The 25,750-nt window shown below is 63.2% G+C and carries 26 protein-coding genes; 16 read left to right on the forward strand and 10 right to left on the reverse strand.

What is annotated here, in order from left to right:
- Positions 1–5 precede the first annotated feature (5 nt).
- Positions 6–143 (reverse strand): hypothetical protein, encoded by a 138-nt coding sequence (locus VXL81_RS14565; protein WP_416539112.1) that lies wholly within the window; start codon positions 141–143, stop codon positions 6–8.
- A gap of 302 nt (positions 144–445) precedes the next feature.
- Here VXL81_RS14565 and VXL81_RS14570 point away from each other — a divergent pair, with 302 nt between their 5' ends.
- On the forward strand, positions 446–1,630 hold the full coding sequence (locus tag VXL81_RS14570) for an aspartate aminotransferase family protein (protein WP_416554853.1): 1,185 nt from the start codon (positions 446–448) through the stop codon (positions 1,628–1,630).
- A 109-nt stretch (positions 1,631–1,739) separates the two neighbouring features.
- Positions 1,740–2,666: an ornithine carbamoyltransferase gene (gene argF, locus VXL81_RS14575; protein ID WP_416554855.1), complete on the forward strand. Its 927-nt coding sequence runs from the start codon at positions 1,740–1,742 to the stop codon at positions 2,664–2,666.
- Between the two features lie 117 nt (positions 2,667–2,783).
- Here the strand turns inward: argF and VXL81_RS14580 are convergent, their stop codons facing one another.
- From VXL81_RS14580 to hrpB, 3 genes are all read right to left on the reverse strand, one after another.
- Positions 2,784–4,265, reverse strand: coding sequence for an inorganic phosphate transporter (locus tag VXL81_RS14580; RefSeq protein WP_416554857.1), 1,482 nt, complete (start codon positions 4,263–4,265; stop codon positions 2,784–2,786).
- A gap of 90 nt (positions 4,266–4,355) precedes the next feature.
- Entirely contained in the window at positions 4,356–4,814 is a 459-nt protein-coding gene (locus VXL81_RS14585; protein WP_340546169.1) for an NUDIX hydrolase, read from the reverse strand.
- Between the two features lie 182 nt (positions 4,815–4,996).
- Positions 4,997–7,501, reverse strand: a complete 2,505-nt coding sequence (hrpB, locus tag VXL81_RS14590) for an ATP-dependent helicase HrpB (protein ID WP_416554859.1) — start codon at positions 7,499–7,501, stop codon at positions 4,997–4,999.
- A 139-nt stretch (positions 7,502–7,640) separates the two neighbouring features.
- Between hrpB and meaB the strand changes: the two genes are divergently transcribed.
- From meaB to VXL81_RS14615, 5 genes are all read left to right on the forward strand, one after another.
- Positions 7,641–8,678, forward strand: coding sequence for a methylmalonyl Co-A mutase-associated GTPase MeaB (gene meaB, locus VXL81_RS14595; protein WP_416554861.1), 1,038 nt, complete (start codon positions 7,641–7,643; stop codon positions 8,676–8,678).
- Between the two features lie 296 nt (positions 8,679–8,974).
- A complete protein-coding gene (gene rpmB / locus VXL81_RS14600) occupies positions 8,975–9,265 on the forward strand; it encodes a 50S ribosomal protein L28 (protein WP_260088093.1) in 291 nt (96 codons plus the stop codon).
- Positions 9,266–9,451: 186 nt separating this feature from the next.
- Positions 9,452–9,808, forward strand: a complete 357-nt coding sequence (locus VXL81_RS14605; protein WP_416541919.1) for a DUF2946 family protein — start codon at positions 9,452–9,454, stop codon at positions 9,806–9,808.
- A gap of 53 nt (positions 9,809–9,861) precedes the next feature.
- The gene (locus VXL81_RS14610; RefSeq protein ID WP_416541274.1) at positions 9,862–10,332 is read left to right on the forward strand and encodes a copper chaperone PCu(A)C; all 471 of its coding nucleotides are present in this window, start codon (positions 9,862–9,864) and stop codon (positions 10,330–10,332) included.
- 147 nt (positions 10,333–10,479) lie between these two features.
- Positions 10,480–10,920, forward strand: a complete 441-nt coding sequence (locus VXL81_RS14615) for a low molecular weight protein-tyrosine-phosphatase (protein ID WP_416535034.1) — start codon at positions 10,480–10,482, stop codon at positions 10,918–10,920.
- Between the two features lie 7 nt (positions 10,921–10,927).
- Here the strand turns inward: VXL81_RS14615 and VXL81_RS14620 are convergent, their stop codons facing one another.
- The 3 genes from VXL81_RS14620 to VXL81_RS14630 all read right to left on the reverse strand — a co-directional run bounded on the left by VXL81_RS14620 (position 10,928) and on the right by VXL81_RS14630 (position 12,871).
- Positions 10,928–11,893 (reverse strand): LysR family transcriptional regulator, encoded by a 966-nt coding sequence (locus VXL81_RS14620; protein ID WP_416535035.1) that lies wholly within the window; start codon positions 11,891–11,893, stop codon positions 10,928–10,930.
- Between the two features lie 189 nt (positions 11,894–12,082).
- Positions 12,083–12,394 carry a hypothetical protein gene (locus tag VXL81_RS14625; RefSeq protein WP_340546163.1) on the reverse strand — a complete coding sequence of 104 codons (312 nt, stop codon included), beginning with the start codon at positions 12,392–12,394 and terminating at the stop codon, positions 12,083–12,085.
- 294 nt (positions 12,395–12,688) lie between these two features.
- The gene (locus VXL81_RS14630; protein ID WP_027246833.1) at positions 12,689–12,871 is read right to left on the reverse strand and encodes a hypothetical protein; all 183 of its coding nucleotides are present in this window, start codon (positions 12,869–12,871) and stop codon (positions 12,689–12,691) included.
- Positions 12,872–13,687: 816 nt separating this feature from the next.
- Between VXL81_RS14630 and lepA the strand changes: the two genes are divergently transcribed.
- The 3 genes from lepA to VXL81_RS14645 all read left to right on the forward strand — a co-directional run bounded on the left by lepA (position 13,688) and on the right by VXL81_RS14645 (position 17,511).
- Positions 13,688–15,502, forward strand: coding sequence for a translation elongation factor 4 (gene lepA, locus VXL81_RS14635; protein ID WP_340546161.1), 1,815 nt, complete (start codon positions 13,688–13,690; stop codon positions 15,500–15,502).
- Between the two features lie 428 nt (positions 15,503–15,930).
- Positions 15,931–16,884 (forward strand): DUF6161 domain-containing protein, encoded by a 954-nt coding sequence (locus VXL81_RS14640; protein WP_416535037.1) that lies wholly within the window; start codon positions 15,931–15,933, stop codon positions 16,882–16,884.
- A gap of 387 nt (positions 16,885–17,271) precedes the next feature.
- Positions 17,272–17,511: a hypothetical protein gene (locus VXL81_RS14645; RefSeq protein WP_416541923.1), complete on the forward strand. Its 240-nt coding sequence runs from the start codon at positions 17,272–17,274 to the stop codon at positions 17,509–17,511.
- Positions 17,512–17,579: 68 nt separating this feature from the next.
- Here the strand turns inward: VXL81_RS14645 and VXL81_RS14650 are convergent, their stop codons facing one another.
- Complete coding sequence (locus VXL81_RS14650) at positions 17,580–17,729, reverse strand: entericidin A/B family lipoprotein (RefSeq protein ID WP_340546158.1); 150 nt, start codon at positions 17,727–17,729, stop codon at positions 17,580–17,582.
- 244 nt (positions 17,730–17,973) lie between these two features.
- Between VXL81_RS14650 and VXL81_RS14655 the strand changes: the two genes are divergently transcribed.
- From VXL81_RS14655 to VXL81_RS14675, 5 genes are all read left to right on the forward strand, one after another.
- Entirely contained in the window at positions 17,974–18,285 is a 312-nt protein-coding gene (locus tag VXL81_RS14655; protein ID WP_340546157.1) for a TraR/DksA family transcriptional regulator, read from the forward strand.
- A gap of 267 nt (positions 18,286–18,552) precedes the next feature.
- Positions 18,553–19,068: a PhnA domain-containing protein gene (locus VXL81_RS14660; protein ID WP_416539103.1), complete on the forward strand. Its 516-nt coding sequence runs from the start codon at positions 18,553–18,555 to the stop codon at positions 19,066–19,068.
- 105 nt (positions 19,069–19,173) lie between these two features.
- Entirely contained in the window at positions 19,174–19,827 is a 654-nt protein-coding gene (locus VXL81_RS14665; protein WP_340546155.1) for a protein-L-isoaspartate O-methyltransferase family protein, read from the forward strand.
- Positions 19,828–19,966: 139 nt separating this feature from the next.
- Entirely contained in the window at positions 19,967–21,385 is a 1,419-nt protein-coding gene (locus VXL81_RS14670) for a TolC family outer membrane protein (RefSeq protein ID WP_416554863.1), read from the forward strand.
- Positions 21,386–21,514: 129 nt separating this feature from the next.
- On the forward strand, positions 21,515–22,855 hold the full coding sequence (locus VXL81_RS14675; protein WP_416554864.1) for a hypothetical protein: 1,341 nt from the start codon (positions 21,515–21,517) through the stop codon (positions 22,853–22,855).
- 71 nt (positions 22,856–22,926) lie between these two features.
- Here the strand turns inward: VXL81_RS14675 and VXL81_RS14680 are convergent, their stop codons facing one another.
- Both VXL81_RS14680 and VXL81_RS14685 read right to left on the reverse strand, forming a co-directional pair.
- A complete protein-coding gene (locus VXL81_RS14680; RefSeq protein ID WP_340546152.1) occupies positions 22,927–24,387 on the reverse strand; it encodes a cobyric acid synthase in 1,461 nt (486 codons plus the stop codon).
- 187 nt (positions 24,388–24,574) lie between these two features.
- Complete coding sequence (locus VXL81_RS14685) at positions 24,575–24,892, reverse strand: DUF6280 family protein (protein WP_008207990.1); 318 nt, start codon at positions 24,890–24,892, stop codon at positions 24,575–24,577.
- Between the two features lie 216 nt (positions 24,893–25,108).
- On the opposite strand from VXL81_RS14685, the gene efp reads away from it, so the two are divergent.
- Entirely contained in the window at positions 25,109–25,672 is a 564-nt protein-coding gene (gene efp / locus VXL81_RS14690; RefSeq protein WP_340546151.1) for an elongation factor P, read from the forward strand.
- The last annotated feature ends 78 nt before the right edge of the window (positions 25,673–25,750 follow it).

Here is a 25,750-nt window from a genome sequence, read left to right on the forward strand (position 1 = left end):
ATTGCTCAGCGTCGAAACGGTGCCGCCTCTAGCGCATCGCGGGCCTGGCGCAGGCTGGTCAGGAACCGCTCCGCCCGCTGGATACGGGCCTCGACCTCGGCATGGGTCGGCTGGACCGCTGGCGGCGCGCATAACACCGGCAAAGCGGCCGGCCCAGAGCAAGAGCGCCGACTGTGGCACCCCGGGGTGCCGCTTTGTCGCATATGGCTTCACAAATGGTCTTTTCTTTTGTCAAAACCTCCGTTATGGACGCGGTCATGATCACCGCTGCACATATCTCCCTGCTGCGACGCCGACGCCAAAGCGCGTAACCGGCCCCGATCCCGCGTGCCTGATCAAAGCTCATCGGCATGCCTCAAGACCTCAAGAATCACGCCCAAAATCGTTGACCCTGCGGCCCGGCTGCGTCACTGCTTGGCCCATCATGCCCAAAAGGAAGATCCAGATGATCCCCTCCGTTCTGCCAACCTATAATCGCGCGCCGCTCAGCTTTGTGAAGGGCGAGGGCGCCTGGCTGATCGAGGCTGACGGGCGACGTTTTCTGGACCTCGCCGCCGGCATTGCGGTCAATGCGCTGGGCCACGCCCATCCGGCTCTGGTCAAGGCGCTGACGGAACAGGCCGAAAACCTCTGGCATGTCTCCAACCTCTACCACATCCCGCAGCAGCAGGCGCTGGCCGACCGGCTGGTGGAGCACAGCTTTGCCGACACCGTGTTCTTCACCAACTCCGGCACCGAGGCCTGCGAACTCGCCGTGAAAATGGCGCGCAAGTATTTCTATGAAAACGATCAGCCCGAGCGGGTGGAGATCATCACCTTCTCCGGTGCCTTCCATGGCCGCTCCGCCGCAGGCATCTCAGCCGCGGGCTCTGAAAAAATGACCAAGGGCTTCGGCCCGATGCTGCCCGGCTTTGTCCATCTTACCTTCGGCGATCTCGATGCGGTCACCGATGCCATCAGCGACAAGACCGCCGCGATCCTGATCGAACCGGTGCAGGGCGAGGGCGGCATCCGCCCGGTGCCGGATGCAGAGCTGAAGGCGCTGCGTCAGATCTGTGACGATCACGGCCTGCTGCTGATCCTCGACGAGGTGCAATGCGGTGTGGGTCGTACCGGCAAGCTGTTTGCCCATGAATGGGCAGGCATCACCCCCGACATCATGATGGTGGCCAAGGGCATCGGCGGCGGTTTCCCGCTGGGTGCAGTGCTCGCAACGGAGGAGGCTGCGAGCGGCATGACCGCAGGCACCCATGGCTCCACCTATGGCGGCAACCCGCTGGGCTGTGCGGTGGGCTGCGCGGTGATGGATCACGTCTCCGACCCTGCCTTTCTGGCCGAGGTCAACCGCAAGGCAGGCCTCCTGCGTCAGAAACTCGAAGGGCTGGTGGCCGCCCATCCCGAGGTCTTCGAGGAGGTGCGCGGCACCGGCCTGATGCTGGGGCTGAAATGCGTGGCGGCCAATATCGACGTGGTCAATGCCGGCTACGCGGCCGAGGTGGTCACGGTTCCGGCCGCCGACAATGTGATCCGCCTGCTGCCGCCGCTGACCCTCACCGATGAGGACATTGGAGAGGCCTTCGCCCGTCTCGATCAGGCCGCCACCGCGCTGACCGCCCGCGCCGAGGCCTAGCCGTCATCTTTCCCGAAATACTCCGGGGGTGCGGGGGCTGGCCCCCGCCTTGACCGGCCCAGGGATGCGGTGCCGCCGCCTCCAAAGACAACCGAAAGCGATATCCGACATGAACCACTTTCTCGACATTCACAAAACCGATGCCGCCGATCTGCGCGGGATCATCGACCAGGCCCGGATCACCAAGGGTGCCCGCCAGGGCCGCCCGAAGGCCGCCCTTGACGATGAACTGCCGCTGAAGGACCGGATGGTTGCGCTGATCTTCGAAAAACCCTCGACCCGGACCCGCGTCTCCTTTGATGTGGGCGTGCGGCAGATGGGCGGGCAGACCATGGTGCTGTCGGGCAGCGACATGCAGCTCGGCCACGGCGAAACCATCGCCGACACCGCCCGCGTGCTCAGCCGCTATGTCGATATGATCATGATCCGCACCTTTGATGAAACCGTGCTGACCGAAATGGCCGAATATGCCTCGGTGCCGGTGATCAACGGGCTGACCGACCGCACCCACCCCTGCCAGATCATGGCCGATGTGCTGACCTATGAGGAGCATCGCGGCCCCATCAAGGGCAAGAAAGTCGTCTGGTGCGGCGATGGCAACAATGTCTGCGCCTCCTTCCTGCATGCCGCCGCACAATTCGGCTTTGATTTCACCTTCACCGGTCCGGCCCAGCTCGACCCGGAGCCTGAGTTCATCGGCCTCGCCCGCAACGCAGGCTCGCAGGTCATCATCGAGCGCGACGCCCAGAAAGCGGTCGAGGGCGCCGATCTGGTGGTGGCCGACACCTGGGTCTCGATGCACGACAGTCAGTCGTCCAAGGAGCGCCGCCACAATATGCTGCGCAGCTATCAGGTGAACGATGCGCTGATGGCCCATGCCAAACCCGATGCGCTGTTCATGCACTGCCTGCCGGCCCACCGCGAAGAGGAGGTCACCTCCGCCGTGATGGATGGTCCGCAATCGGTGATCTTTGACGAGGCTGAAAACCGCCTGCACGCACAAAAGGCGATCATGCGCTATTGCCTCGGGGCCTGAACCACTCGCCTCAGCCTGCGAATAGGCCAACAAAAAACCGCCGCATCCGGCCAGGATGCGGCGGTTTTTCCATTTCAGGCCGAGGCTTCGGGCCGGGACTTTAGCCCAGGGCCGGGATCACATTGTGATCGCGGTCAGCGCCAGGAACACGCAGCCCGACAGCAGTGCCGCGGCGGGCACGGTGATCACCCATGCGGCAGCAATGGTCATGAAATGGCTGCGGCGCACAAGTTTGCGGCGACGGCGCTCTTCCGGTGCAATCCGCTTGGTTTCGGGTTGGGTGGCGGAGCTGTTGCGCAGGCGGCGCTCCATATGCCATTCGCGGAAGAAACCGACGCCAAACACAGCCCCCACCGCAATGTGGGTGGAGGAGACCGGCAGGCCCAGCCAGCTGGCCACGATCACGGTGATCGCGGCCGACAGCGATACGCAATAGGCGCGCATCGGATTGAGCTTGGTGATCTGGCTGCCGACCATGCGGATCAGCTTGGGACCAAAGAGGAACAGGCCAAAGGAGATGCCAAAGGCCCCGATCACCATGACCCAGGTCGGAATCGCCACTTTGGAGGCGATATCGCCAAATTCCGTTGTGTGCACGATCGCCGCCAGCGGACCCACCGCATTGGCCACATCATTGGCACCATGAGCAAACGACAGAAGTGCAGCCGAGATCACCAGCGGGATCGAAAACAGCACCTTCAGCGATTTGTTGCGGTTCTCCATCCCCTCTGACTGGCGCTTGATCAGCGGTGCGGTGATCACATAGCTCATCGCGCCGACAGCGGCCCCGATCAGCAGCGCAATCTCCAGGTCGATCTTGATGATCTTCTTCAGCCCCTTCAGCGCCAGATAAGAGGCAAAGGCCCCCGCCATGATGCCCACCAGTACCGGAACCCAGCGCCGTGCAGCGGCGATCTTGTCGTCCTGATAGATGATCTTGGCCTTGATAAAGGCGAGGAACCCGGCCGCAATCAGCCCGCCCAGCACCGGTGAGATCACCCAGCTGGCAGCGATTTTGCTCATAGTAGGCCAGTTCACGGCGCCGAACCCGGCTGCTGCGATACCAGCGCCCATGACGCCGCCCACAACCGAATGTGTGGTCGAGACAGGCGCGCCGATCCATGTCGCAAGGTTCACCCAGAGCGCCGAGGAAATCAGCGCCGCCATCATGGCCCAGATGAACACATCGGCGCTGGCAACACTTGCCGGATCAATGATGCCCTTGGAGATGGTGGAGACCACATCGCCGCCTGCCAGCAGCGCACCGGCGCTTTCGGCGAGGGCGGCAATCACGATGGCGCCGCCCATGGTCAGCGCGTTGGCGCCCACCGCCGGGCCCATGTTGTTGGCCACATCATTGGCGCCGATGTTCAGCGCCATATAGGCCCCGAAGACCGCCGCCGCGATCACCACAAAGCTGGAGGGCGTGGAGCCGAGGAACACCGCCGCGCCAACGCCGGCCAGCGCGATAAAGACCAGCGCGATGCCGGGGGCCACCAGCGGGCGCGACACATAGGATGTCGCCAGTTCAAGTTGAGAAATCCGGTTAAGATCCCGGTCCAGTGTCTTCCACTGCGGTCGCTGCGGTGCGTCGCTCATTGTATCGATCCCGATTCAAAAGTTGCGCACGCGCCTAGCGTCCCCTCTGCAGTCATGCAAGGGGTTTGTCATATTTCCATCACGGAACTGTTACAATTGACGCAGTAATTCGCTCAATTCAGGCTCGGCCACCAGATCCGCAGCGGCGGCCGGCGACATCCATTTGCGGGTCCGCTCGGATTGTTCGGGGTAATCCTTGGCCAGCTCAATGACCTCTGCCGCATAGACCAGCGTGTGCACGGTTTCCTTCGTGCCATTGTCCTGCAATTTCACATATTCGTAGGTGCCGACCGGCTCACCCTCGATCCGGGCCTCACGCACACCGGCCTCTTCCCAGGCCTCCTGCAGCGCGGATTGCGGGCCGTTCTTGCCCTTGATCGGCCAGCCTTTGGGGACGATCCAGCGACCGGTGCCCCGGCTGGTGATCATCAGCACTTCTCGGCCCTCGGCACCATCGCGATAGCACATGGCGGCGACTTGCAGCCGTTTGGGGCGGAAAAACATTGGCCGGAGGTACTCCTCCCAGGCACTGGACATCATATGCTTCATTGCTGCTCAGCTTTCTGCTGCCGGCGCTTGGATGCCCGGCACATTTTTGCTTTGGAACAATCTTGGCATGGTGGGGCCGGAATTCAAGAGGCCGAGATTGCGAAACGGCGGGTTTTTGCGCCAAAGAGGCGCAAAATTCCGTGAATTCGCGGGGAAATCACGCGTTCCGGCATCAGTTTTGGCTATTTCCGGGGTTTCGCGCGCAGGGTCGGGTCCGCCTGCGTGGGGTCCTCGGGCCAGGGGTGTTTGGGGTATTGGGCACGCATATCCTTGCGCACATCGGCATAAGAGCCGGACCAGAAACCGGGCAGATCGCGGGTGATCTGGATCGGCCGCTGCGCCGGTGACAGCAGCGAGACCTTCAGCGCCACCCCACCCACGGTAGGGTGGCGGGTGACCCCGAACATCTCTTGCAGGCGCACGGAGATTTCCGGGATCTCCTCGGCATAATCAATCGGCACCCGACGCCCCAGCGGCGTGGTGAAATGCGGCGGCGCCAGCTGGTCCAGCCTCTGCGTCTGCTCCCAGCTGAGCGCCGCGCGCAGCGCAGGCAGCAGGTCAAAGCGTTTCCAGTCCTCGGCGCTGCGCACCCCGTCCAGCATCGGCAGCAGCCAATCCTCCAGCGTCGCCAGCAAAGCCTCTTCGCTGAAATCCGGCAGATCCTCGCCATTGGCCTGCAACAATCGCACCCGCGCCACAAACCGCGCCGCCGCACCGCTGAGCCGCAGGCCCAGTTCGCGCACGCCGTCCAGCATCGCCGTCGCCACAGCCTCCGCCGGAACATCCTTCCAGATGTGATCCTCCAGCACGATGGCGCCCAGACACTGCTGACGACGCGCCACCACCCGGCGATCGCGTTTGGACCAGGCGCAGGTCAGCTGCGGTTTGATCTGATCGGCAAATTCGGCGCGCAGCTCCGACAGGGTGATCGGTGCGGCCAGCCGCAGCCGCGCCTCACGCGGGTTGCCATCGCTGTCGAGGCCCACCAGAAACGGCGTCGCCGCCAGACTGTCCTCGGGCGGCAGCACCGCGCCCTTGCCACCGGACAGCACATAGCGCGGCGCATCGCCCTTGCGGCGCTGGCCGATCCGGTCGGGGTAGGCGGTGGCGGCCATCAGCGCAGCGCTTGCCGACGCAGAGGATGCCCCACCGCGCGCCTGCCGGGCCAGCCGCTTGGTCTCGCCCTTGATGCGCTCCAGCGTCGGGAGGTTCAGCTGATAGCTCCGGCGACGCTGAAACCCCTTGGCATCCCTCAGGGCCTCCAGCCGCAGCGCCAGATCCACCGGCGCGCCGCGCAACGGGTCGCGTTCCGCCAGCAGCGCCGCCAGCGGTGCCGCATCAGCGCCAAAGCGCGCCAGCATATGCCCCAGGCGCGGGTGCAGCGGCAGCCGGGCCAGCGCCTTGCCATGGGGGGTGATCCGCCGCTCGTCGTCCAGCGCCCCGAGCATCCGCAACAAGGCGCGCGCCTCCTGCAGGGCGCCATCTGGCGGTGGCGTCAGAAACGGGAGATCGCCAGGGTCCGCCCCCCAGAGCGCCAGTTCCAGCGCCAGCGCGGTAAGGTCGGCGGCCTGAATCTCCGGCGGCGGAAACGCGGCCAGCGCGCCATCCTCGCCCTTGGTCCACAACCGATACCCAACACCAGCTGCAACACGGCCCGCACGGCCCTGCCGCTGGGTGGCTTCGGCACGGGTCACCCGTTCGGTCACCAGCCTCGACATGCCGGAACCGGGGTCGAACCGGCTGCGCCGCGCCAGCCCCATGTCCACCACCACGCGAATGTCCTGAATGGTGAGCGAGGTTTCCGCGATCGAGGTCGCGAGCACGATTTTGCGCGCCACAGGATCCGGCTGGATCGCGGCGCGCTGCTCGGCAAAGGGGAGCGCGCCATATAGCGGACGCACCACGCAATCTCCCGGTAGCCGGGTCGCCAGCGCGGCAGCGGCCTTGCGGATCTCGCCCTCGCCGGGGAGGAACACCAGAATGCCGCCACCCTTGGCCTCGGACCCGCCTTTGCCGCCGGATCCGGGCGGGCGTGTCTCCGCCTCGGCGCGCAGCACCAGATCCACCAGCGCATCCAGCCGCCTCGGACCGCGTCCGCTGCGGCTGTCGGCGGGCAGGGGGGTGTCCAGCCAGCGGGTCTCAACCGGATAGCTGCGCCCCTCGGAGGTGATCAGCGGCGCCGCCATCAGTTCCGCGACGGGTGCGGCATCCAATGTGGCAGACATCGCCAGCAGGATCAGATCGTCGCGCAGCGCTCCGGCCACCTCCAGACAGAGCGCCAGACCAAAATCGGCATTGAGCGACCGTTCGTGGAATTCGTCAAAGATCACCGCGCCGATACCGGGCAGATCAGGGTCCGATTGCAGCATCCGGGTCAGGATCCCCTCGGTCACCACTTCGATCCGGGTCTCGGCGCTGACCTTGGCCTCGCCGCGGATCCGGTAGCCGACGGTTGCGCCGACCGGCTGGCCCAGCGTGTCGGCCATACGTTCCGCCGCGGCCCGCGCTGCCAGCCTGCGCGGCTCCAGCATGATGATCCGCCCCTCGCAGAGCTGCTCTTCCAGCATCGCCAGCGGCACCCGTGTGGTCTTGCCGGCGCCCGGTGGCGCCTGCAACACGGCACGCGACTGGCGGCGCAGGGCAGCGATCAACTCGGGCAGGGCGTCATCAATGGGCAATCTGGTCATGCCGCCTTATCGCCAATGGCGCGGGCGTGGTCCAGCGCCGAGCGCACCGGCTTTGTCCTCCTGCGACGGATGTTCACTGGACAAGCGCCGCCCGGCTGCGCCATCAATGCCCAAACCTAGGAGCGGGGAGAGGGCCACCATGGCAGCAGCAGGCAATTCCGGTGGAACAGGCGGCACAACGGCAGACCGCAGGGGTCCGCTGGATATCGACGATCTGGCCGCGCGGATCCTGAATGGCGAACGCCGCGCCCTGGCCCGAGCGATCACGCTGGTGGAAAGCGGGCGCGCCGACCACCGCGAGGCCACCACCCGCCTGCTGGACAGTCTGGCCCGCGAAAACCGTCAGGCTCTGCGCATCGGCCTGTCCGGCACGCCGGGGGTGGGGAAATCCACCTTCATCGAAAGTTTCGGCATGATGCTGATCGCGGCAGGCCTGCGGGTCGCGGTGCTGGCGGTTGATCCCAGCTCGACCCGTTCGGGCGGATCGATTCTGGGCGACAAGACCCGGATGGAACATCTCAGCCGCGAAAAGAACGCCTTTATCCGCCCCTCGCCAAGCCAGACCCATCTGGGCGGCGTTGGGCGCCGCTCGCGCGAAGCGGTGGCGCTGTGCGAGGCGGCGGGCTTTGACGTGGTGCTGATCGAAACCGTCGGGGTCGGGCAGTCAGAAACCGTGGTTTCGGAAATGTCCGATCTGTTTCTCTTGCTGCTGGCGCCGGCGGGGGGCGACGAATTGCAGGGCGTTAAACGCGGCATCATGGAAATGGCCGACATCATTCTGGTGAACAAGGCCGACGGCGATCTGAAACCGGCCGCCACCCGCACCTGCGCCGATTATGCCGGGGCGCTGCGCCTGCTGCGCAAACGTCCGCAGGATCCCGATGGCTTCCCCAAGGCGCTGATGGTCTCTGCCGCGACAAGGGACGGGCTGGAGACCGCATGGGACGACATGCAGGCGCTGGCCGACTGGCGTCGCGCCAATGGCCACTGGCAGCGCCGCCGCGCCGAACAGGCCCGCTACTGGTTTGGCGAGGATGTGCGTCAGGCGCTGCTGGCACGGCTGGAAACCCCCTGGGCGCGGAGCCGCATGGCGGAACTCTCCGAAGATGTGGCGGCAGGGCAGATCACGCCGGCGGCGGCGGCCCAGGATCTGCTCGCCGGGCTGGGCGTCGGTTGAGGTCCGCACCGGCCGCCGGGAGGGGATGCTGCGGCAGGCGCGGATGCTGTGATAAACGCTGGAGTCCGCGCCTCAGACAGGCTATGAGGGCGCAGACCTTGGGTGCTGAAACAGCCCGCTGGGAGGTTGTGCACGGGTTGTCCCATAAATCCGTTTCATATGGCTTGACCCTGCACGCGATTCCTCCTAAACGCATCCAACCAGTTTTCGGGCGCAGCCAATGGCCGCGCCCCTTGTAATTTGGTGCTCGATTCGAACAATGATCGACGGGCGCCCCAGATACGAAGGATGAACCTATGTCGCGCCGTTGCGAACTGACCGGAAAAGGCCCGATGACTGGCAACAATGTCAGCCACGCCAACAACAAAACCAAACGTCGCTTTCTGCCGAACCTGAACGACGTGACCCTCCAGTCCGAGACTCTGGGTCGTGGTATCAAGCTGCGCATCTCCGCGGCTGCTCTGCGCACCGTTGATCACCGTGGTGGTCTGGACGCATTCCTGGCCAAAGCCAAGGACGAAGAGCTGTCCACCGCAGCGCTGAAGGTCAAGAAAGAGATCGCCAAGGCACAAGCCGCCGAGGCCTGATCGCCAGACCCGGCCCGCAGCGGGCAGGGACAAGATTTCGAAACGCCGTGCATGACCCCCATGCGCGGCGTTTTCATGTGTGCCACTGGCGTGCCTGCTGGCCTGTCTCGCCGGTCTCGCCTGCTTTGCCTGCGTCCCTTTTTCGCCTTGCAGCGGCGCGGTCGCGGGCGCATATCTCGCGGCACAATGACCTTGCTGCGTTCATATCTGGCTCTGGCCCTGATCGCTTTGATGGCCGTCACCGGCGTCAGCGCGCAGGCGGGTATGCGCGATGCTACGGGGCAGATGGTGATCTGTACCGGCACCGGGCCGGTGATGGTCTATATCGACAGCGACGGCCAGCCGGTCTCGCCACCGATGGACTGCCCCGAATGCCTGACCTTCACCGCCGATCTTGCGCTGTCGCTGCCGCTTCCGGCGCGGAGTACCCTGCCGCGACAGCTGACGCGCGATCTGGGCGAATCCGTCGCGATCCTGCCTATGGTGCGGCTGGCGGCCTGGGCCCGTGGGCCACCGGAACTGGTGCCTCTGCGCGTGGTCTGAGCGCGCTCCACCAGACCCGAATTCCAAAGCCTACGTATCAAGGATCACGACCAATGACCTTCAAGACCACTTTTGCCGCCAGCGTCGCTGCCATCTGTTTTGCCGGTGCCGCCTTTGCCGCCGACATCACCGTGACAGACAGCTACGCCCGCGTCTCCTCCAAAGCCGCCAAGAGCGGCGCTGCCTTTATGATGATCGAAAACGCCTCCGACAGCGACGACCGCCTGATCGCAGCCCATAGCGACGCCGCAAAGCTGGTGCAGCTGCACACCCATAAGGAAGGCGAAAACGGCGTCATGCAGATGCTGCACGTCGAGGAGGGCTTTGCCGTTGCTGCCGGTGCCACCCATATGCTGCAACGTGGCGGCGATCATGTGATGCTGATGGGGCTGACCAGACCGCTGGAGCATGGCGATACGGTCGATCTTACCCTCGTGTTCGAAAAGGCCGGTGAGGTCACCGTGACCGTGCCCGTCGATCTGGAGCGCAAGGCAGATCACGGTGCGATGAAACACTCGCATTGATCGCCCGTCTGATCTGAAACCACAGCCCTTTTTGGCCAGCCCGCGCAGACCGCCGCTTGGGCTGGCCATTTTCTTTTTCTGCGGGCGCGTTACCATGGGCCTCTCCCCTCGCGCCAAATCGCGGCGCATCCAGCAAAGGCCGCATCCGTGACGCAGAACATTCTCTTTGTCTGTCTTGGCAATATCTGCCGCTCCCCCGCCGCCGAAGGCGTGTTTCGACTGCTCTGCCCGCAGGTCGGGACCGACAGCGCCGGCACCGCAGGCTACCATGTGGGCGCGCCGCCCTATGGCGCCATGCAGGCCGCAGCCGGGGCGCGGGGGATTGATCTGTCGGATCTGCGCGCGCGTCAGTTCACACCACAGGATTTCGCCCGCTTTGATCTGATCATCGCAATGGATGGCGACAATCTCGCCGATATCGAAGCGCTGCGCCCCGAGGGAGCCACGACGCCGGTCAGGCTGTTCACCGATTACGCCCCGGATCATGGCGCCGATCACGTGCCGGATCCCTATTACACCCGCGACTTTGACGGATGCCTCGATCTGATCGAAGCCGCCGCAGCCGGGCTGGCCAGAACATTGCGCTAAGGCGGGTTCAGTCCTCCAGCACCTTCAGCTCACCGGCCAGCCAGGGCAGGCGGTGTACCGCAGGGTCAATCATATGGCCCTGCACCAGCCGCCGCATCGTCTGCGCCACGTCGCGCGGCACCCGGTCGGCCCAATCGGCACTGGAAAACAGCGAAATTCGCCGCGAAAACGCCCCAAAGGGCAGCGGAAAGGCCTCGATCTCATCATGGAACCGGCCAGCCCGCATATAGCCCAGCGGCGTGGTGATCGCCCAGCCGATCCGCCGCGCCACCAGCGCCATCAGCGACAGATGCGAGCCGATTTCGAACCGTTCCTCAAACAGCAGCTTCTGGCGCGCCAGATGGGCCTCGATCTGCTGCGAAATCAGCTGGCTGCTCTCATAGCGCAGAAACGGCAGGGCGCTGAGGATATCCATCTCCGCCTCCGGTTTGCGCAGCATCCCGCGCGGCGCCACCAGCATGAAGGGATCGCGCACCAGCGGGTATTCGGTGATCCCCTCGCGCAGCGCGCCTGAGGTAGCCGCCACGGCAATATGCAGCTCGCGCGCATCCAGTGCGTCCAGAATGTCGTGGCTGCCTGCGGTGATCATCTTGAAACGGCAGTTGACCAGGCTCTCGGCCAGCGTGGTGGCCAGACGCGGGGTCAGATCATTGTCGAAATCATCAATCAGACCGATGGACAGCGTCGACAGGTGGTTGAGGTCAACCACGCTCAATTCGCTCTGCGCCAGACGCAGCTCGGTCAGCACCGCCTCCGTCCGCGCCAGGAAATTGCGCCCCGCCGGGGTCAGCACCATCGGACGGCGGCCGTGATTGACCAGCTCCGCCCCAAGCGCGCTTTCCAGATTGCGCAGCTGCTGGCTGACCGCAGGCTGGCTCAGCCCGGTGAGCGCGGCCGTCTGTGCCACCGACCCGGTCTTGGCCAGCGCTTCGAACACCTCAAGCCCGCGCAGCGTCACCCCTTTCATCAACATATCTGCGGTCCTGCCTGATAGTGCGGGCGCCGTTCTGCGTCCCGTCGATGGGAAAGGGGAGGGGCGATGCGCATCGTCTGCTCAGCTGCGGTCCGTGATAGCCTCTGCCTGCGGGGCGTCTTATCCGATGTCACCCGGTGTCATCCGGGCGCAGGGTTGGACGTGATGAACTCACCCCGCCGCAGCGGATCAGCTACAGACCCGGGCTGCGTTTTCACCGAAGGATTTGTACCGTTTCCACAGCCGCTCGTCCGAGCTGCGGCTCGACTGGCGCACGACCTGGGCCTGATGCGGATCGCTGAACCATTTCGACACGGTCTTGCGTTCGCTGCGGTTGAGGCTGGCATTGGCCACCGACTGAATGCAGCGGCAGAGTGACGGCGAGGCTGCGGCGCGGTTGGACTGGCGGCAGGCCTTCTCGATGGCGCCGGCGTCGACGGGGGCAGGCATCGCACCGGTGATCATCACAGCGCATAGCGTGGCAGTCAGCAGTAGCTTCATCTTCATCGTCCCTAGAAATCTGCAAGTGCTCTGATCTGAACGGGTCTGATGCCCGCGTGTGCCGGGACTATGACGCAAGCGGCGGAGGCTTTCAATCTAGGTAAACAGCTGGTTAGCCCTCGGCGGAAACCCGCCAACGGGCAAGAGGGCCTCTGCGGCGGTCCGGGCACAGCCCAGCCGCCGCGCCCATCGGGCGTCGGCCCCTCTGGTGATCTGCTATGGCGACGCGGCCCTGTCCGACAGTCCGGCCCCCCGTTCGGGCAGCTGTTCGACCGAGCGGCCAGCGGGCGCAGGTCAGGACTGATTTGGTCCGCGCAGGGACAGGATCATCTGGCGGACCGACTTCCAGTCCTCGGCCTCGGCGGTTTTGCCAGCCTCCTGACAACGCCGCATTTTCTGCGCCACTTCGGCCTCGGCCTTGTCCCCATGCGCTGAATAGAGCGCTCGGGCATATTCGGCAGTTCTGATGGCATCCATTTCGGTGTCCTCCTGAGCAGTGGGATCCCCCGCAGCGGGGGCGCGCGTCCCGCGGAATGGCCACAGTATAGCGTATTTTCGACGCGCCCGCAGGAGGCCAGACGAATTTGCGGCGTTTTGGCGGTGTGGGGAGGGCAGGCGCGGTTTGGCCTTGGGACTGGGGTGGCCTGTTCAGAGAACACCGAGCAGGCGCAGGCCAATTTTTACGAGTTCAAGCAACTTGGGGCCAAAATTGACCCCTGCCGCAATTGCACCACCACCTACCAAGAAAGCGAGTTGCTCCGCTCATCAACGATGCGCTTGGTGCTCAAATTGGTAGATTTGGTAGTGTCTCTGACTTCTCTAGAAAAAATTTGGTCAGCCAAATGCAACAATTCTGACGTCTCGTTGGTAAACGTGCTGTGATGCCCTTCAGATTGCCGGAGGTGAAGTGACGATCCGCCTCCAAAGAAGCGGACCGAAGCCACTGTATGGGCCTTCCGTTTTGTTAGGGAAATTTCCTCTGGCCTATCATTGGGCGTATGCGGAGCAGAGAACAGTTCAGTTGTTTCCGAAGATGGGAGCTGGGACCCCTGAAGAACTCGCAGAATACGCAGCAGACCGGTGTCAAGTTCAGGAGAGCCCTCGGAGAATTCCGCCATCCATAAGCCCAGATTTCGCAGCACATGGCGGCCCAAAAGGATCTTTCTGCTTCTGGAAGAGACCTAGCCCAACTTGCGGATCACTTTAGGGAACTCTACGCGATAAAAATGATCGTCCAAATCTACCCTCCAATCCACCTTGACCAAACCCTAAAACCAAATCATATCCCCTTGCATGACAGACCTCGCTCACATCCGCAATTTCTCCATCGTCGCCCATATCGACCATGGCAAATCCACCCTCGCTGACCGGCTCATTCAGGAGACCGGAACGGTTGAGGACCGCGATATGAAGGAGCAGCTGCTCGACTCCATGGATATCGAGCGCGAGCGCGGCATCACCATCAAGGCCAACACCGTCCGCATCGACTACAAGGCCGATGACGGCGAGACCTATGTCCTGAACCTGATCGACACCCCCGGTCACGTCGATTTCGCCTATGAGGTCTCCCGCTCCATGCGCGCGGTCGAAGGCTCGCTTCTGGTGGTCGACAGCTCGCAAGGGGTCGAGGCGCAGACGCTGGCCAATGTCTATCACGCGCTGGACGCCGACCATGAAATCGTGCCGGTCCTGAACAAGATCGACCTGCCGGCCTCTGACTGTGACCGCGTCGCCGAACAGATCGAGGATGTGATCGGCATCGACGCCTCCGAGGCGATCCGGGTTTCGGCCAAAACCGGGCAGGGCATCCGCGAGACGCTCGAAGCCATCGTGAAGAAACTCCCCGCGCCAACCGGAACCCGCGACGCGCCGCTGAAGGCGATGCTGGTGGACAGCTGGTATGACGCCTATCTCGGTGTGATCGTTCTGGTCCGCATCATGGACGGCGTCCTGAAAAAGGGCATGCGGGTCAAATTCATGTCGAACGGCACTCTGCATCACGTCGACCGCATCGGCGTGTTCCGCCCGGCCATGCAGGTGGTGGACCAGCTGGAACCAGGCGAGATCGGCTTCCTCACCGCGTCCATCAAACAGGTGCGCGACACCCGCGTCGGGGACACCATCACCAATGACCGCAACGGCACCGAGGTCGCCCTGCCGGGCTTTAAACCGGCACAGCCCGTGGTGTTCTGCGGTCTCTTCCCGGTGGATTCCTCCGAGTTCGAAGACCTGCGCGACGCCATCGACAAGCTGGCGCTGAATGACGCGTCCTTCTCCTTTGAGATGGAAACCTCCGCGGCCCTCGGCTTTGGCTTCCGCTGCGGCTTCCTTGGTCTGTTGCACCTTGAGGTGATCCGCGACCGGATCGAACGCGAATATAATATCGAACTCATCACCACCGCGCCCTCCGTGGTCTACCATGTCTATATGAAGGGCAAGGAAGGCGTTGAGGGCGAGATGATCGAGCTGCACAACCCCGCCGACATGCCCGATATGTCCAAGGTCGACCACCTTGAGGAGCCGCGCATCAAGGCGACCATTCTGGTGCCCGATGAATACCTCGGCGATGTGCTGAAGCTCTGCCAGGACCGTCGCGGCATTCAGGAAGACCTGACCTACGCCGGCTCCCGCGCCATGGTGGTCTATGACCTGCCGCTCAACGAAGTGGTGTTCGACTTCTACGACCGGTTGAAATCGGTGACCAAGGGCTATGCCTCCTTCGACTACCAGATGACCGGCTACCGCGAGGACAATCTGGTCAAGATGTCGGTGCTGGTCAACGACGAGCCGGTGGATGCGCTGTCGATGATGGTGCACCGCGACCGCGCCGAATTGCGGGGCCGCGCCATGTGTGAAAAGCTCAAGGACCTGATCCCGCGCCACATGTTCAAGATCCCGATTCAGGCCGCCATCGGCGGCAAGGTGATCGCGCGCGAGACCCTCTCGGCGCTGCGCAAGGACGTGACCGCCAAATGCTACGGCGGCGACGCCACCCGGAAGCGCAAGCTCCTGGACAAGCAGAAAGCGGGCAAGAAGAAGATGCGCCAGTTCGGCAAGGTGGATATTCCCCAGGAAGCTTTCATCTCGGCGTTGAAGATGGATAGTTGACCTTTTGGCCGCCTCAAGGCGGCCTTATTTTTTGTTGATTTCAATATTGGAACTTTGTTTTGGGGAAGTATGTTATTTCGGTGCCGTATGGACGAATTGAGGCAAAGTCCTTTCGCTCTCTTATCGCTCGTTGTAGGGAGGAGCGCGACCATTGGGTAGCCTTTGATTTCGTCCAGCCAATCGACTTTTCCAGAGAGGCGGGAACGCAAACATTCGCAGGGGCGCAAGCAAACTTTTGCAAGAGGATGTCATCTGTCTGGGAGAATGTCTTCGAAAACCTAAGCCTATATGATGCTCAGTCATTTGCACAGAGCAGTGGTGAGATTATCAGTGAAATTGAGGCGATCCCAGAGCTGCCACCGTATTCACAGTCGCATTTAGGTCGAACGATCAAATCTTGGTTTGATGGGGGGAACAAAGAGGGGGCAATGGCTTTGCTCTACGCCTTTGCCACCAAAAGAAGTAACAACGCGAATTTTACCTCTGGTGGCCATCGAAACCACGAGTTCTACAACGCGTTTTCGCTTTCATTGTTTCACTCAATTATTGCCCAAGGTGATGTGCTTGTGGTGCCGACTGAGGCTGCACTTAGAGATGAAAAAATTGCTGAAGAAGTTTCGGAAGAGCTAGGGGTGCTCTCGGACAAAGTTAAATACGAGATTAGTAGACGCGAGCGTGAAACTGCTGCCTTCGAAAAGAAAGTTGCGGCAAAGGTTAAGCAGCTTCACTCAAAGTACCTGCAAGATTGCAAACGTGCCAAAGACTTAGAGAGAAGTGCATTCCATGCGCGTGAGAAAAAGGAAGAAAAGGCACTTGAAAGCCGAAAAGAAAGCTTTGAGAACTTGCGACAACTCTACGAAGCGCAACTTCGATTAAAGCACCCTGCCACAATGTGGGAGGAGCGGCGTAGAGAACATCAGAGAAATTCAGCTAACGCGTGGAAGTTGTTCATTGGGGGGGCTCTCACTTTCTTTGCGCTTGATGTATTGTTTGTCTACTATGCGGGTGATTGGGTTGCGGCGAGTTTTGTCAGGAGCGGATGTATTCTAGGTAGTGAAGCGGTGTGCAGTGGGATCTCGGCTAAAGGACCATTGGTCATAGCTGTCGTTCTAACTGTTCTGACACTAGCACTCTGGTTTCTTAGATTGCAGATGAAACTCTTTCTGAGCGAACGGCACTTAGCCCTGGATGCCCGCGAAAGAAGTGCATTTGCGGAAACGTATCTTTCGTTGGTCCAGCAAGAGGCAATTTCCGGAGAGCGAGAAGTCGTTGTCCTGCAGTCATTGTTTCGCCCTACGCAGGATGGCATCATACAAGATGATAATGGCCCTGATTTCGCTGTTGCCGGAATTTTGGCGAGGGCACTGGAGCGAGGCAAGTAGACTGGATTTCTTGGTATATGAGCGCTGTTAGCATGAATCGAGCTCAACAGAAGAAAATTATTGCTGATTTTGACTTCCAGGCGTGGCAAATGAAACGTGCCCATCCAATCTCCCGCCCGGTCGCCAGACCGGGCAGCGCCCGTCCCGCCCCCCGTCATGCCGGAGGCGTGCTTCCAGCACGACGCGGGCGCTTCGCTTCCCACCCCGCCGGGCCGGGCGCTGCCCTCCGCGTTTTGATCCGACGCCGTAGGGTGGACAATCCTGCCCACCACCGCCATCGCCCCATGCGCCACTCTCCGCCCATCCGCGGCGTCTGCGCACCAACCCGCTGAAACCGCACCCGTTCCGTGCTATCCTCACCCTCGTTCATCTGGGGAGGAGAACACCATGAAACAGCTGACTTTGGCCGCCGCGATCACCCTCTTGGCCGCGCCGCTTCTGGCCGGGCAGTGCCCTGCCGATATTGCCGCCATCGACGCCGCTCTGGCGGCTGGCACCGAACTGTCGGAGGCGGATCTGGCAACCGTTCAGGAGCTGCGCGACGAGGGGCAGAGCCTGCATGACGCGGGCGATCATGATGCCTCGGTTCAGACCCTGGCTGAGGCCAAGGCGATGCTCGGCATCTGAGGCCCCGCAGGCCAAACAAAAACGCCCGGCGGCAAACCGGGCGTTTCCACATCTTTTGAATCCCGTCGTCAGAAGCTGTTCTGCACGTCCTGTGCGGCGCCGCTAATCGCCTGGCCGGCTTTGGAAATGTCGCGGCCGGCGCCTTTGGTGGTTTCGCAGGCGGTCAGGCCAAACAGCGCGCCCGTCAGGGCGAGGGCGGTCAGGGCGGTTCGGATCATCGCATGTCTCCCGTGGTCGATCTTGCCCAACAGATAGCAAGCGCGCGGCGCGCGTTCCAGTGGTTTGCGGGGCGATATATCGGCGGCATTTTCACGACCGCCGCCGCCCCGGCTGCCCGTCGCCCGCGCCGACCCCATCCCCCATATCCGGTGAGTACCACTTTCGGTCAAAACCGCATAGGTTGAGTCGGGTCGATCAATTTTCGTCAGCACAACCTGTCACCGATCCGGGGAGGATTTCTCAATGAACCACGCCGCTCAGAAAGACATACTGACACATCTTCGCAATGGCCTGCCTGCCGTTGGCGCCGCTTTCGGGGATGCCGCGGGCAACGTCGTACCGATGACGCCGCGCCGCGCCAGCCCGGCAGTCGCGCAGCCGTCGGAGGCGCTGCTCAGCCGCAAATGGCTGGAACTGCGCCGGGATATCGACTGCGCTCTGGCCCGGCTTGACGAAGGCTCCTATGGCTACTGCCAGATCTGTGGTGATCGCATCACCGACAGCCACCTGCGCGAGCATCCGACCACGCCGTTCTGCGCCTCCTGCGCAGGCTAGCCGCCAGCGTCGGCGATACAGGCCGGCGATACAGGCCGGAGATGCAGGCCGGAAATGCAGGCCGGGTCCCTCCAACCGAGCCCGCATTCCCCCGCCTCCGCAAGTTTGCGTTTACGAGTACCCCCGTTCCCCTGTGGACCCGCAGCAGGTCTCCGTGCTGCATCCCAACTCGCCCGCGCCTCCACGCGGGCGCTTTTCTTTCGCGGTTTTCATTGTCGGTCCGCTCGCCTAAAGCAGGGGCAACCCTGTCCTGAAGGAGCTTTGCCGATGTCCTGCGCCCTATGTGCCGCCGAAACGCCGCTTGTCACCCATGAGGTCGCTGGCGCCCCCGAGGGCCAGCTGGACGAGGTTGCCATCTGCCAGACCTGCGCTGCGCAGGTGACGGGCGATCCGGATCCCGCACATATGCGCTGCCTGTCCTCGGCGATGTGGTCAGAAACGCCTGCGGTTCAGGTGCTGGCGGCCCGTCTGCTGGCGCGGTTGTCGGATCAGGACTGGGCGCGGGATCTCTCCGATCAGCTCTGGCTTGACGAGGATACGCGCGCCTGGGTCGATGCGGCACCTCAGCCCGGCGCCCACCGCGACAGCAATGGCGCGCCGCTGGCCCATGGCGACAGCGTGGTGCTGATCAAGGATCTGCCGGTGAAGGGCGCAGGCTTTACCGCCAAACGTGGCACCGCCGTACGCAATATCTCCCTTGTTGCCGACAACCCCGAACATATCGAAGGCCGGGTCGAGGGGCAGCGCATCGTCATCCTGACCAAATTCGTGAAAAAGAAATAGGCGTCTCACCCGCCACAACGCAGCAGAAATGCGCGCCCGCCCGTTGCCGCCCTGTCCCGGATGTGGCACAACCACAGCAACTGACTGAACAGATGAGTTTAGCATATGACTGACTTTGCCGAACGTCGCCGCATGATGGTCGACACGCAGATCCGCCCGTCGGATGTCACCAAGTTCCCGATCATCGAAGCCATGCTGGCCGTGCCGCGCGAAGCCTTTGTTGCCGATGCGCAGCGCGAGGCGGCTTATGCCGATGGCAATCTGGATATCGGACCCGGTCGGGTGCTGCTGGAGCCGCGCACCCTGGGTAAGATCCTGGATGCGGTTGACGTGCAGCCGGATGAGCTGGTGCTCGATGTGGCCTGCGGTCTGGGCTATTCCACCGCGGTGATCGCGCGGGTGGCGCAGATGGTGATCGGCGTCGAGGAAGACGAGACCCTGGCGAGCGAAGCGCAGGGCCAGCTGTCGGCCGTTGGCGCCGACAATGCGATCGTGCACACCGGTGCGCTGGTCGAGGGCGCCGCAGAACACGGCCCCTATGATGTCATGATCGTCGAGGGGGGGGTGGAAACCCTGCCGGAGGCGCTGCTGGATCAGCTGAAGGATGGCGGCCGGATGGCAGCAATCTTCATGTCCGGTCCGCTGGGAGAGGTCAAAGTCGGCTATAAGACCGGCGGCCAGATCTCCTGGCGTCTGGCCTTTAATGCGGGCGCCCCGGTGCTGCCCGGTTTTGCGGCTGTTGAAGAATTCGCTCTCTGATCCGTCAGAGAGTTCACAGGTGATCCGCGCTGACCTTGGTCCGGGCGGATCGTGATAGATCGGCGCCTGAGACCCCTGTGCGCCAGAGAGAGCAGAACGGCACTGCCGCGTCGGTAGGCCGGATCACAAGAGGCTTAAGATGCGCAATAAACTGACGGCAAACCTGGTCAAGGCCTTCGTCTTCGCAGGAAGCGCGGCACTGCTGCTGGGTGCTCCGAAACAGGCTGCTGCCGACAATCTCTCGGATGCGATGATCGGCGCCTACAAGACCAGCGGCCTGCTGGAACAGAACCGCGCTCTGCTGCGCGCGCAGGACGAAAACGTTGCCGCCGCTGTGGCGCGCCTGCGTCCGGTGGTCGACTGGGTTGCCCGGGCAGAGCGTCAGTATGTGCGCAATGGCAACGGCACCATTGCCAACTCCAACCATGATTCGACCCTGTCTACCGGCATCGATGTCAGCTGGCTGCTGTTTGACAACGGGGTCTCCCGGCTCAGCCAGCTCGCCGCGCAGGAGACTGTTCTGGCGACGCGGCAGGCCTTGCTCGACGTTGAACAGCAGGTGCTTTTTGCCGCCGTCCAGGCCTATGTGAACGTGCTGCTGCAACAGGAGACCGTGGCGCTGCGCAGCAACAACCTGCGGCTGCTGCGCGAGGAACTGCGCGCCGCCAATGACCGCTTTGAAGTGGGCGAAGTCACCCGGACCGATGTGGCTCTGGCCGAAAGCCGCGTGGCCGGCGCGCAGGCCAGCCTGATCGAAAGCCAGGGCGACCTGCGCAATGCCCGTGCGACCTATGTTCAGGCTGTTGGCAATGCGCCGGGGACGATTGCCGGCCAGCCGCCGCTGCCGCAGCGCGTGGCCTCGCTGCAATCGGCAGAAGCCATCGCGATGCGCAATCACCCCAGCCTGCTGTCGCAGCAACACGCGGTAAAGGCTGCGGATTACGCCTCGCAGAGCAACACCCGCAACCTCGGGCCATCGGTCACATTGCGAGCCAATGCCACCCATGCCTCTGATGCCAGCGGGCCGGGGACGCGCGACACCTCCGGCGCCAGCGTGACGCTGTCACAGCGGCTCTATTCCGGCGGCTCTCTGGCCTCGGCGCGCCGTGCCAGCATTGCCCGTCTTCAGGCCGAACGCGGTGCCCTGATCACCACCCAGCGCGGCGTGACACAGGATGTATCGGCGGCCTTTGTGGCGCTGGAAACCGCGCGCGCCAGCCTGGTGTCCTCGAATGAGCGCGTCCGCGCCGCGCGGGTCGCCTTTGACGGTGTCCGCGAGGAGGCAACGCTGGGCGCGCGAACCACGCTCGACGTGCTCGAAGCCGAGCAGGAGCTGCTGAACGCCCAGACCGACCGCGTGCAGTCCCGCGCCAATCAGGTGCTGGCGGCCTATGCGCTGTTGCAGGCGCAGGGGCTTCTGACCGCAGAACACCTTGGTCTGGCTGTCGAAATCTACGATCCGACGCTCTATTACAATCTGGTCAAGGATGCGCCGGCCCATGTCAGCCAGCGCAGCAAGGATCTGGACCGCGTGATGCGCGCTCTGGGCAAGAACTGAGACCTCGCTGAGCGCTCGACCGGGGGTCCGCAGCGGCGGGCCTCCTTAAAAACCGCTTAATTCACACGGTTGTCTGAACCGGGACAGATCGCTACACTCAGCCTCAAGAGGCGAGAGTGATAAGCAAAAATGTCCGAACCGGTTACCCAAGCTGAAATTGAAGACGTCCTGTCATCGATCCGCCGTCTGGTGAGCGAGGACAGTCGCACGGCTGATCCCCGGCTTGGCAAGGGGGGCGAGGTGGCATTGGCCGCCCAGATCGCCCAGCCGCAGCGGATCCACCGCAACACGGGCGTGCAGCCGAAAACGGACACCGCCAACAGCAGTCAGCCGGTAACACGGCTGGTTCTGACACCGGCCCTGCGCGTCCCCGAGAACAAGCTTGCGCCCATCGCCGATACGCCGACTGCCGATACATTCGTGGCTGACAGGCCGATCACCCAGGATGCCAAGGACGCGGACACCGCACCGGTTTCGCAGCAGGCCTCTGATGCCGCGACATCCGGCAAGGCGCGTTTCGAGGCGCTGATGGCCGTTGATGCGATTGAGTTCTGGGATGAGCCGCAGGACCGTATCGCGCAGGGGCTGGCGCTGCATGACAATGATCCCGGCCATGAGGATCTGGCGTTTTTCAACGGTATCGCCGCCGCAACCGCCGCTGATGCCGCCAAGGCTGCCGCTGATGCGGCCAAGCCCGCGCCGCAACCGGCTGCTGCTGCGCGCAGCGCCGACGCGCCCTGGACCGACCCCTCTGCCACGCTCTATCAGGCGGCCGCCACCACCGGCCACGCACCTGAGCACGGGCCCGAACACGCACCCGAACGCCGGCCCGAGACAGAGGCGCCAGCGGTTGTGGTGAAACCTCATGCCCAGCTGAACCCGAAGGTGGGCGCCGTGGTGCAGAAATTGGCCGAGATGGAGGCTGCAAACTCAGCCCGCCCCGTGCTCTGGGAGCCGGATGGCTCCCGCGATACGCCCTATGCCGGCAGCGATCTGGAGACCCTCGCCTGGGAGGATCAGGACAGTGACGCGGAGGCCGCTGAGGAGGTTCAGCTGGCCGCTTCGGCACCGCAGGCCGAGACCCCGGAGGAGAATCAGATCGCAGAACCGGAGACGGGGATAGAGGCTGATAGCTCGCACCGCGAGGCGCAGGAGACGCCCGTCAGCGAAGACCCGGAAGAGATCACGGAGGAGGTCGCGGAGGGCGCAGTTGCGGCGCAGGCCCCTGACAGTCCCCCCGACGGTCACCGCGATCTGGCCGAAACCGCTGTCACCGACACCGCGCTGGAGGCGCTGGCGGGGTTCAGCGCCGACGAGGGCATTCTGGATGAACAGGCCCTGCGCGAGTTGGTCTCTGAAATCGTCCGCGAGGAGTTGCAGGGCGCCCTGGGTGAGCGGATCACCCGCAACGTCCGCAAACTGGTGCGCCGCGAGATCCACCGCGCCCTGTCGGCCCAGAACCTGCTCTGATCAGATCCCAACCGATCCAATGGCGCGCGTCTCTGGCGGCACCATAGCTGCGCTCATCGCGCTCATCGCGCCTATGCGCCCCGAACCGGTTCGGCCAGCGCCAGCAGCGCGTCCAGATCCATGCAGTCCTCCAGATGGGCCGCCAGCGCATCCAGCGTGGCCTCGACCCCGTCGTCATAGCCTGCAACGCTCTCATGCCCCAGACCAGATAGGACCGACGCCCGGAACGCATCCGAGCTGAACAGACCATGCAGATAAGAGCCGCGCACGCGCCCATCCGGCGATACGGCCCCTTCCAGACGGCCCTCAATGCTGAGCCAGGCGCGGGCGCAATCCGCGCCATCGGTGCGGCCCATGTGGATCTCGTAACCGCTAACCGGCAGATTGCCGTCGCGGGTCACCGCTTCGGTCAGCGTCACCCGCTTTTCGCCCGCCATCACGGTATGCACATCCAACAGGCCCAGCCCGGCCACCTTGCCCGGTCGGCCATCGACACCATCAGGATCATCAATTGTCTGCCCCAGCATCTGGTAGCCGCCGCAGAGCCCCATCACATGGCCGCCGCGCCGGTAATGCGCCAGGATATCAATGTCCCAGCCCTGCGCCCGCAGATAGGTGAGATCGCCAATGGTGGATTTGCTGCCGGGGATCAGAACCAGATCCGCGTCGCCGGGCAGGGCGCGCCCGGCGGGCACGATCTCAACCGTGACATTGGGTTCTGCCGCCAGCGGGTCGAGGTCGTCGAAATTCGCCATCCGCTCCAGCTGCGGCACCACGATCTTGCAGGCGCCCCCCCGGTGCGAGGCGATGTCCATCATGTCCTCGGCCGGCAGTTTCCAGGCCTCCCAGAACCAGGGGATCACCCCCAGCGACGGCCAGCCGGTGCGTGCGGCGATATCATCGCGACCGGCATCAAACAGGCTGCGGTCGCCGCGGAACCGGTTGACGGCAAAGCCCTTGATCCGCGCCAGATCCTGCGGCTCCAGCACCGTATGGGTGCCGACGATCTGTGCAATCACACCACCCCGGTGAATGTCGCCCACCAGCACCACCGGCACATCCGCCGCGCAGGCAAATCCCATATTGGCGATATCACCCCGGCGCAGGTTGGTCTCCGCCGGGGATCCGGCGCCCTCGATCAGGACCAGATCGACATCCGCCGCCAACCTGCGAAAGCTCTCCAAGGCGGCCTCCAGCAGGCCGGTCTTGTCGCGCATGAAGGAGCCTGCCGCCTGGGTGCCGCGCCGCTTGCCCTGTACGATCACCTGCGCGCCGGTTTCCGTCTCCGGTTTCAGCAGCACGGGGTTCATATCGGTATGAGGCGGGCGCATCGCGGCCCGTGCCTGCAACGCCTGCGCGCGGCCGATCTCACCGCCCTCGGGGGTGACCGCGGCATTGTTGGACATGTTCTGCGGTTTGAATGGCGCCACTGACAGGCCCCGGCGCACAAAGGCACGCGCCAGCCCCGCGACAATCATTGATTTGCCGACATTGCTGCCGGTGCCTTGGATCATGATGGCCCGTGCTGTCATGGCCGCCTCTTTCCCGCTGTTGCTGGTGTGATCTGTCACCTGTCAGCCATGGCGGATTTTTCGGGCCATGAAAAGCCCGCCGAGCGGCCGATTTCGCCATGAAACCGCCATCGCCAAAAGAAAAAACGCGCCCCCCAGGACGCGCTTTTCTTTGACGGTTAACTGTCCGTCAGACTGGCAGGTCTGATCAGGCCGCTTCGGCCTGTGCCGCGTTGCGGCGTTCGCTCTCTTCGCGCGACAGTGCAACAGAGGTACGGACACCCCGGCCCACAAATTCCATCAGGCCGCCGACCACACGTTCGTTCGGGTCGATGCCTGCACAGCTCAGCACTTCGCGCCCGTCGCGCGACCGTGCCCACCGAGCGATCTGCTCGGGGCCGTTACCGTATTTCTTGTCATCAGCAATCGCATCGTCCAGCGCAGCCAATACCACCGCCGCAAACAGCTTGCGTGCCCGGTTGCCTTGCTCGTTGTTATATGCGGTGCCGTCAACGAAATCTCGCATCGTGCTTCCTTTTTGTTCTTGCTATTGCAATTTCGGCGTAGCGCTCCTTATGGCGGAATTGTGACGATTCGGATAGCCTTCATACGCATATCTTTTATGCGCAATTTGCATGGCTCCCCGGTCCCTCACACGACATATCGTTGTCTTGCCAGCCGACTCCCTGCCAGATATAGGGGCGGTTAACAGTTCATCAACCACCCGAGAGGGATTTTTGTCATGCCCAAAATCAACGGTAACGAGATCCGCCCCGGCAATGTTCTCGAACACAACGGCGGTCTGTGGGCCGCTGTCAAAGTCGATCACGTGAAGCCCGGCAAGGGCGGCGCCTTTGCCCAGGTCGAGATGCGCAACCTGCGCAACGGCTCCAAACTGAACGAGCGGTTCCGCTCCGCCGACAAGGTCGAAAAGGTCCGTCTGGAACAGAAGGACCAGCAGTTCCTCTATGAGAGCGACGGCATGCTGGTGTTCATGGATGCCGAAACCTATGAGCAGATCGAGCTGCCCGCCGACCTGCTGGGCGATCGCCGCCCGTTCCTTCAGGACGGCATGACCATCGTTGTGGAATTCCATGAATCCGAGGCGCTGAACGCAACGCTGCCGCAGAAAGTCACCTGCAAGATTGTCGAGACCGAGCCGGTGGTCAAAGGTCAGACCGCTGCCAACTCCTTCAAGCCTGCGATCCTGGACAATGGCGTCAAGGTCATGGTGCCGCCCTTTGTCGGTCAGGATGAGATGATCGTCGTCAATACCGAGACCATGGAATATTCTGAGCGCGCCTAAACGGTTAGCGCCAACAGTTCCAGCAAATGAATAACCCCCGCAGGCTGTCCTGCGGGGGTTTTTCATGGTGTCACAACA

It is taken from the genome of Phaeobacter sp. JH204B, from assembly GCF_048055755.1.
Lineage (GTDB): Bacteria > Pseudomonadota > Alphaproteobacteria > Rhodobacterales > Rhodobacteraceae > Phaeobacter > Phaeobacter bryozoorum.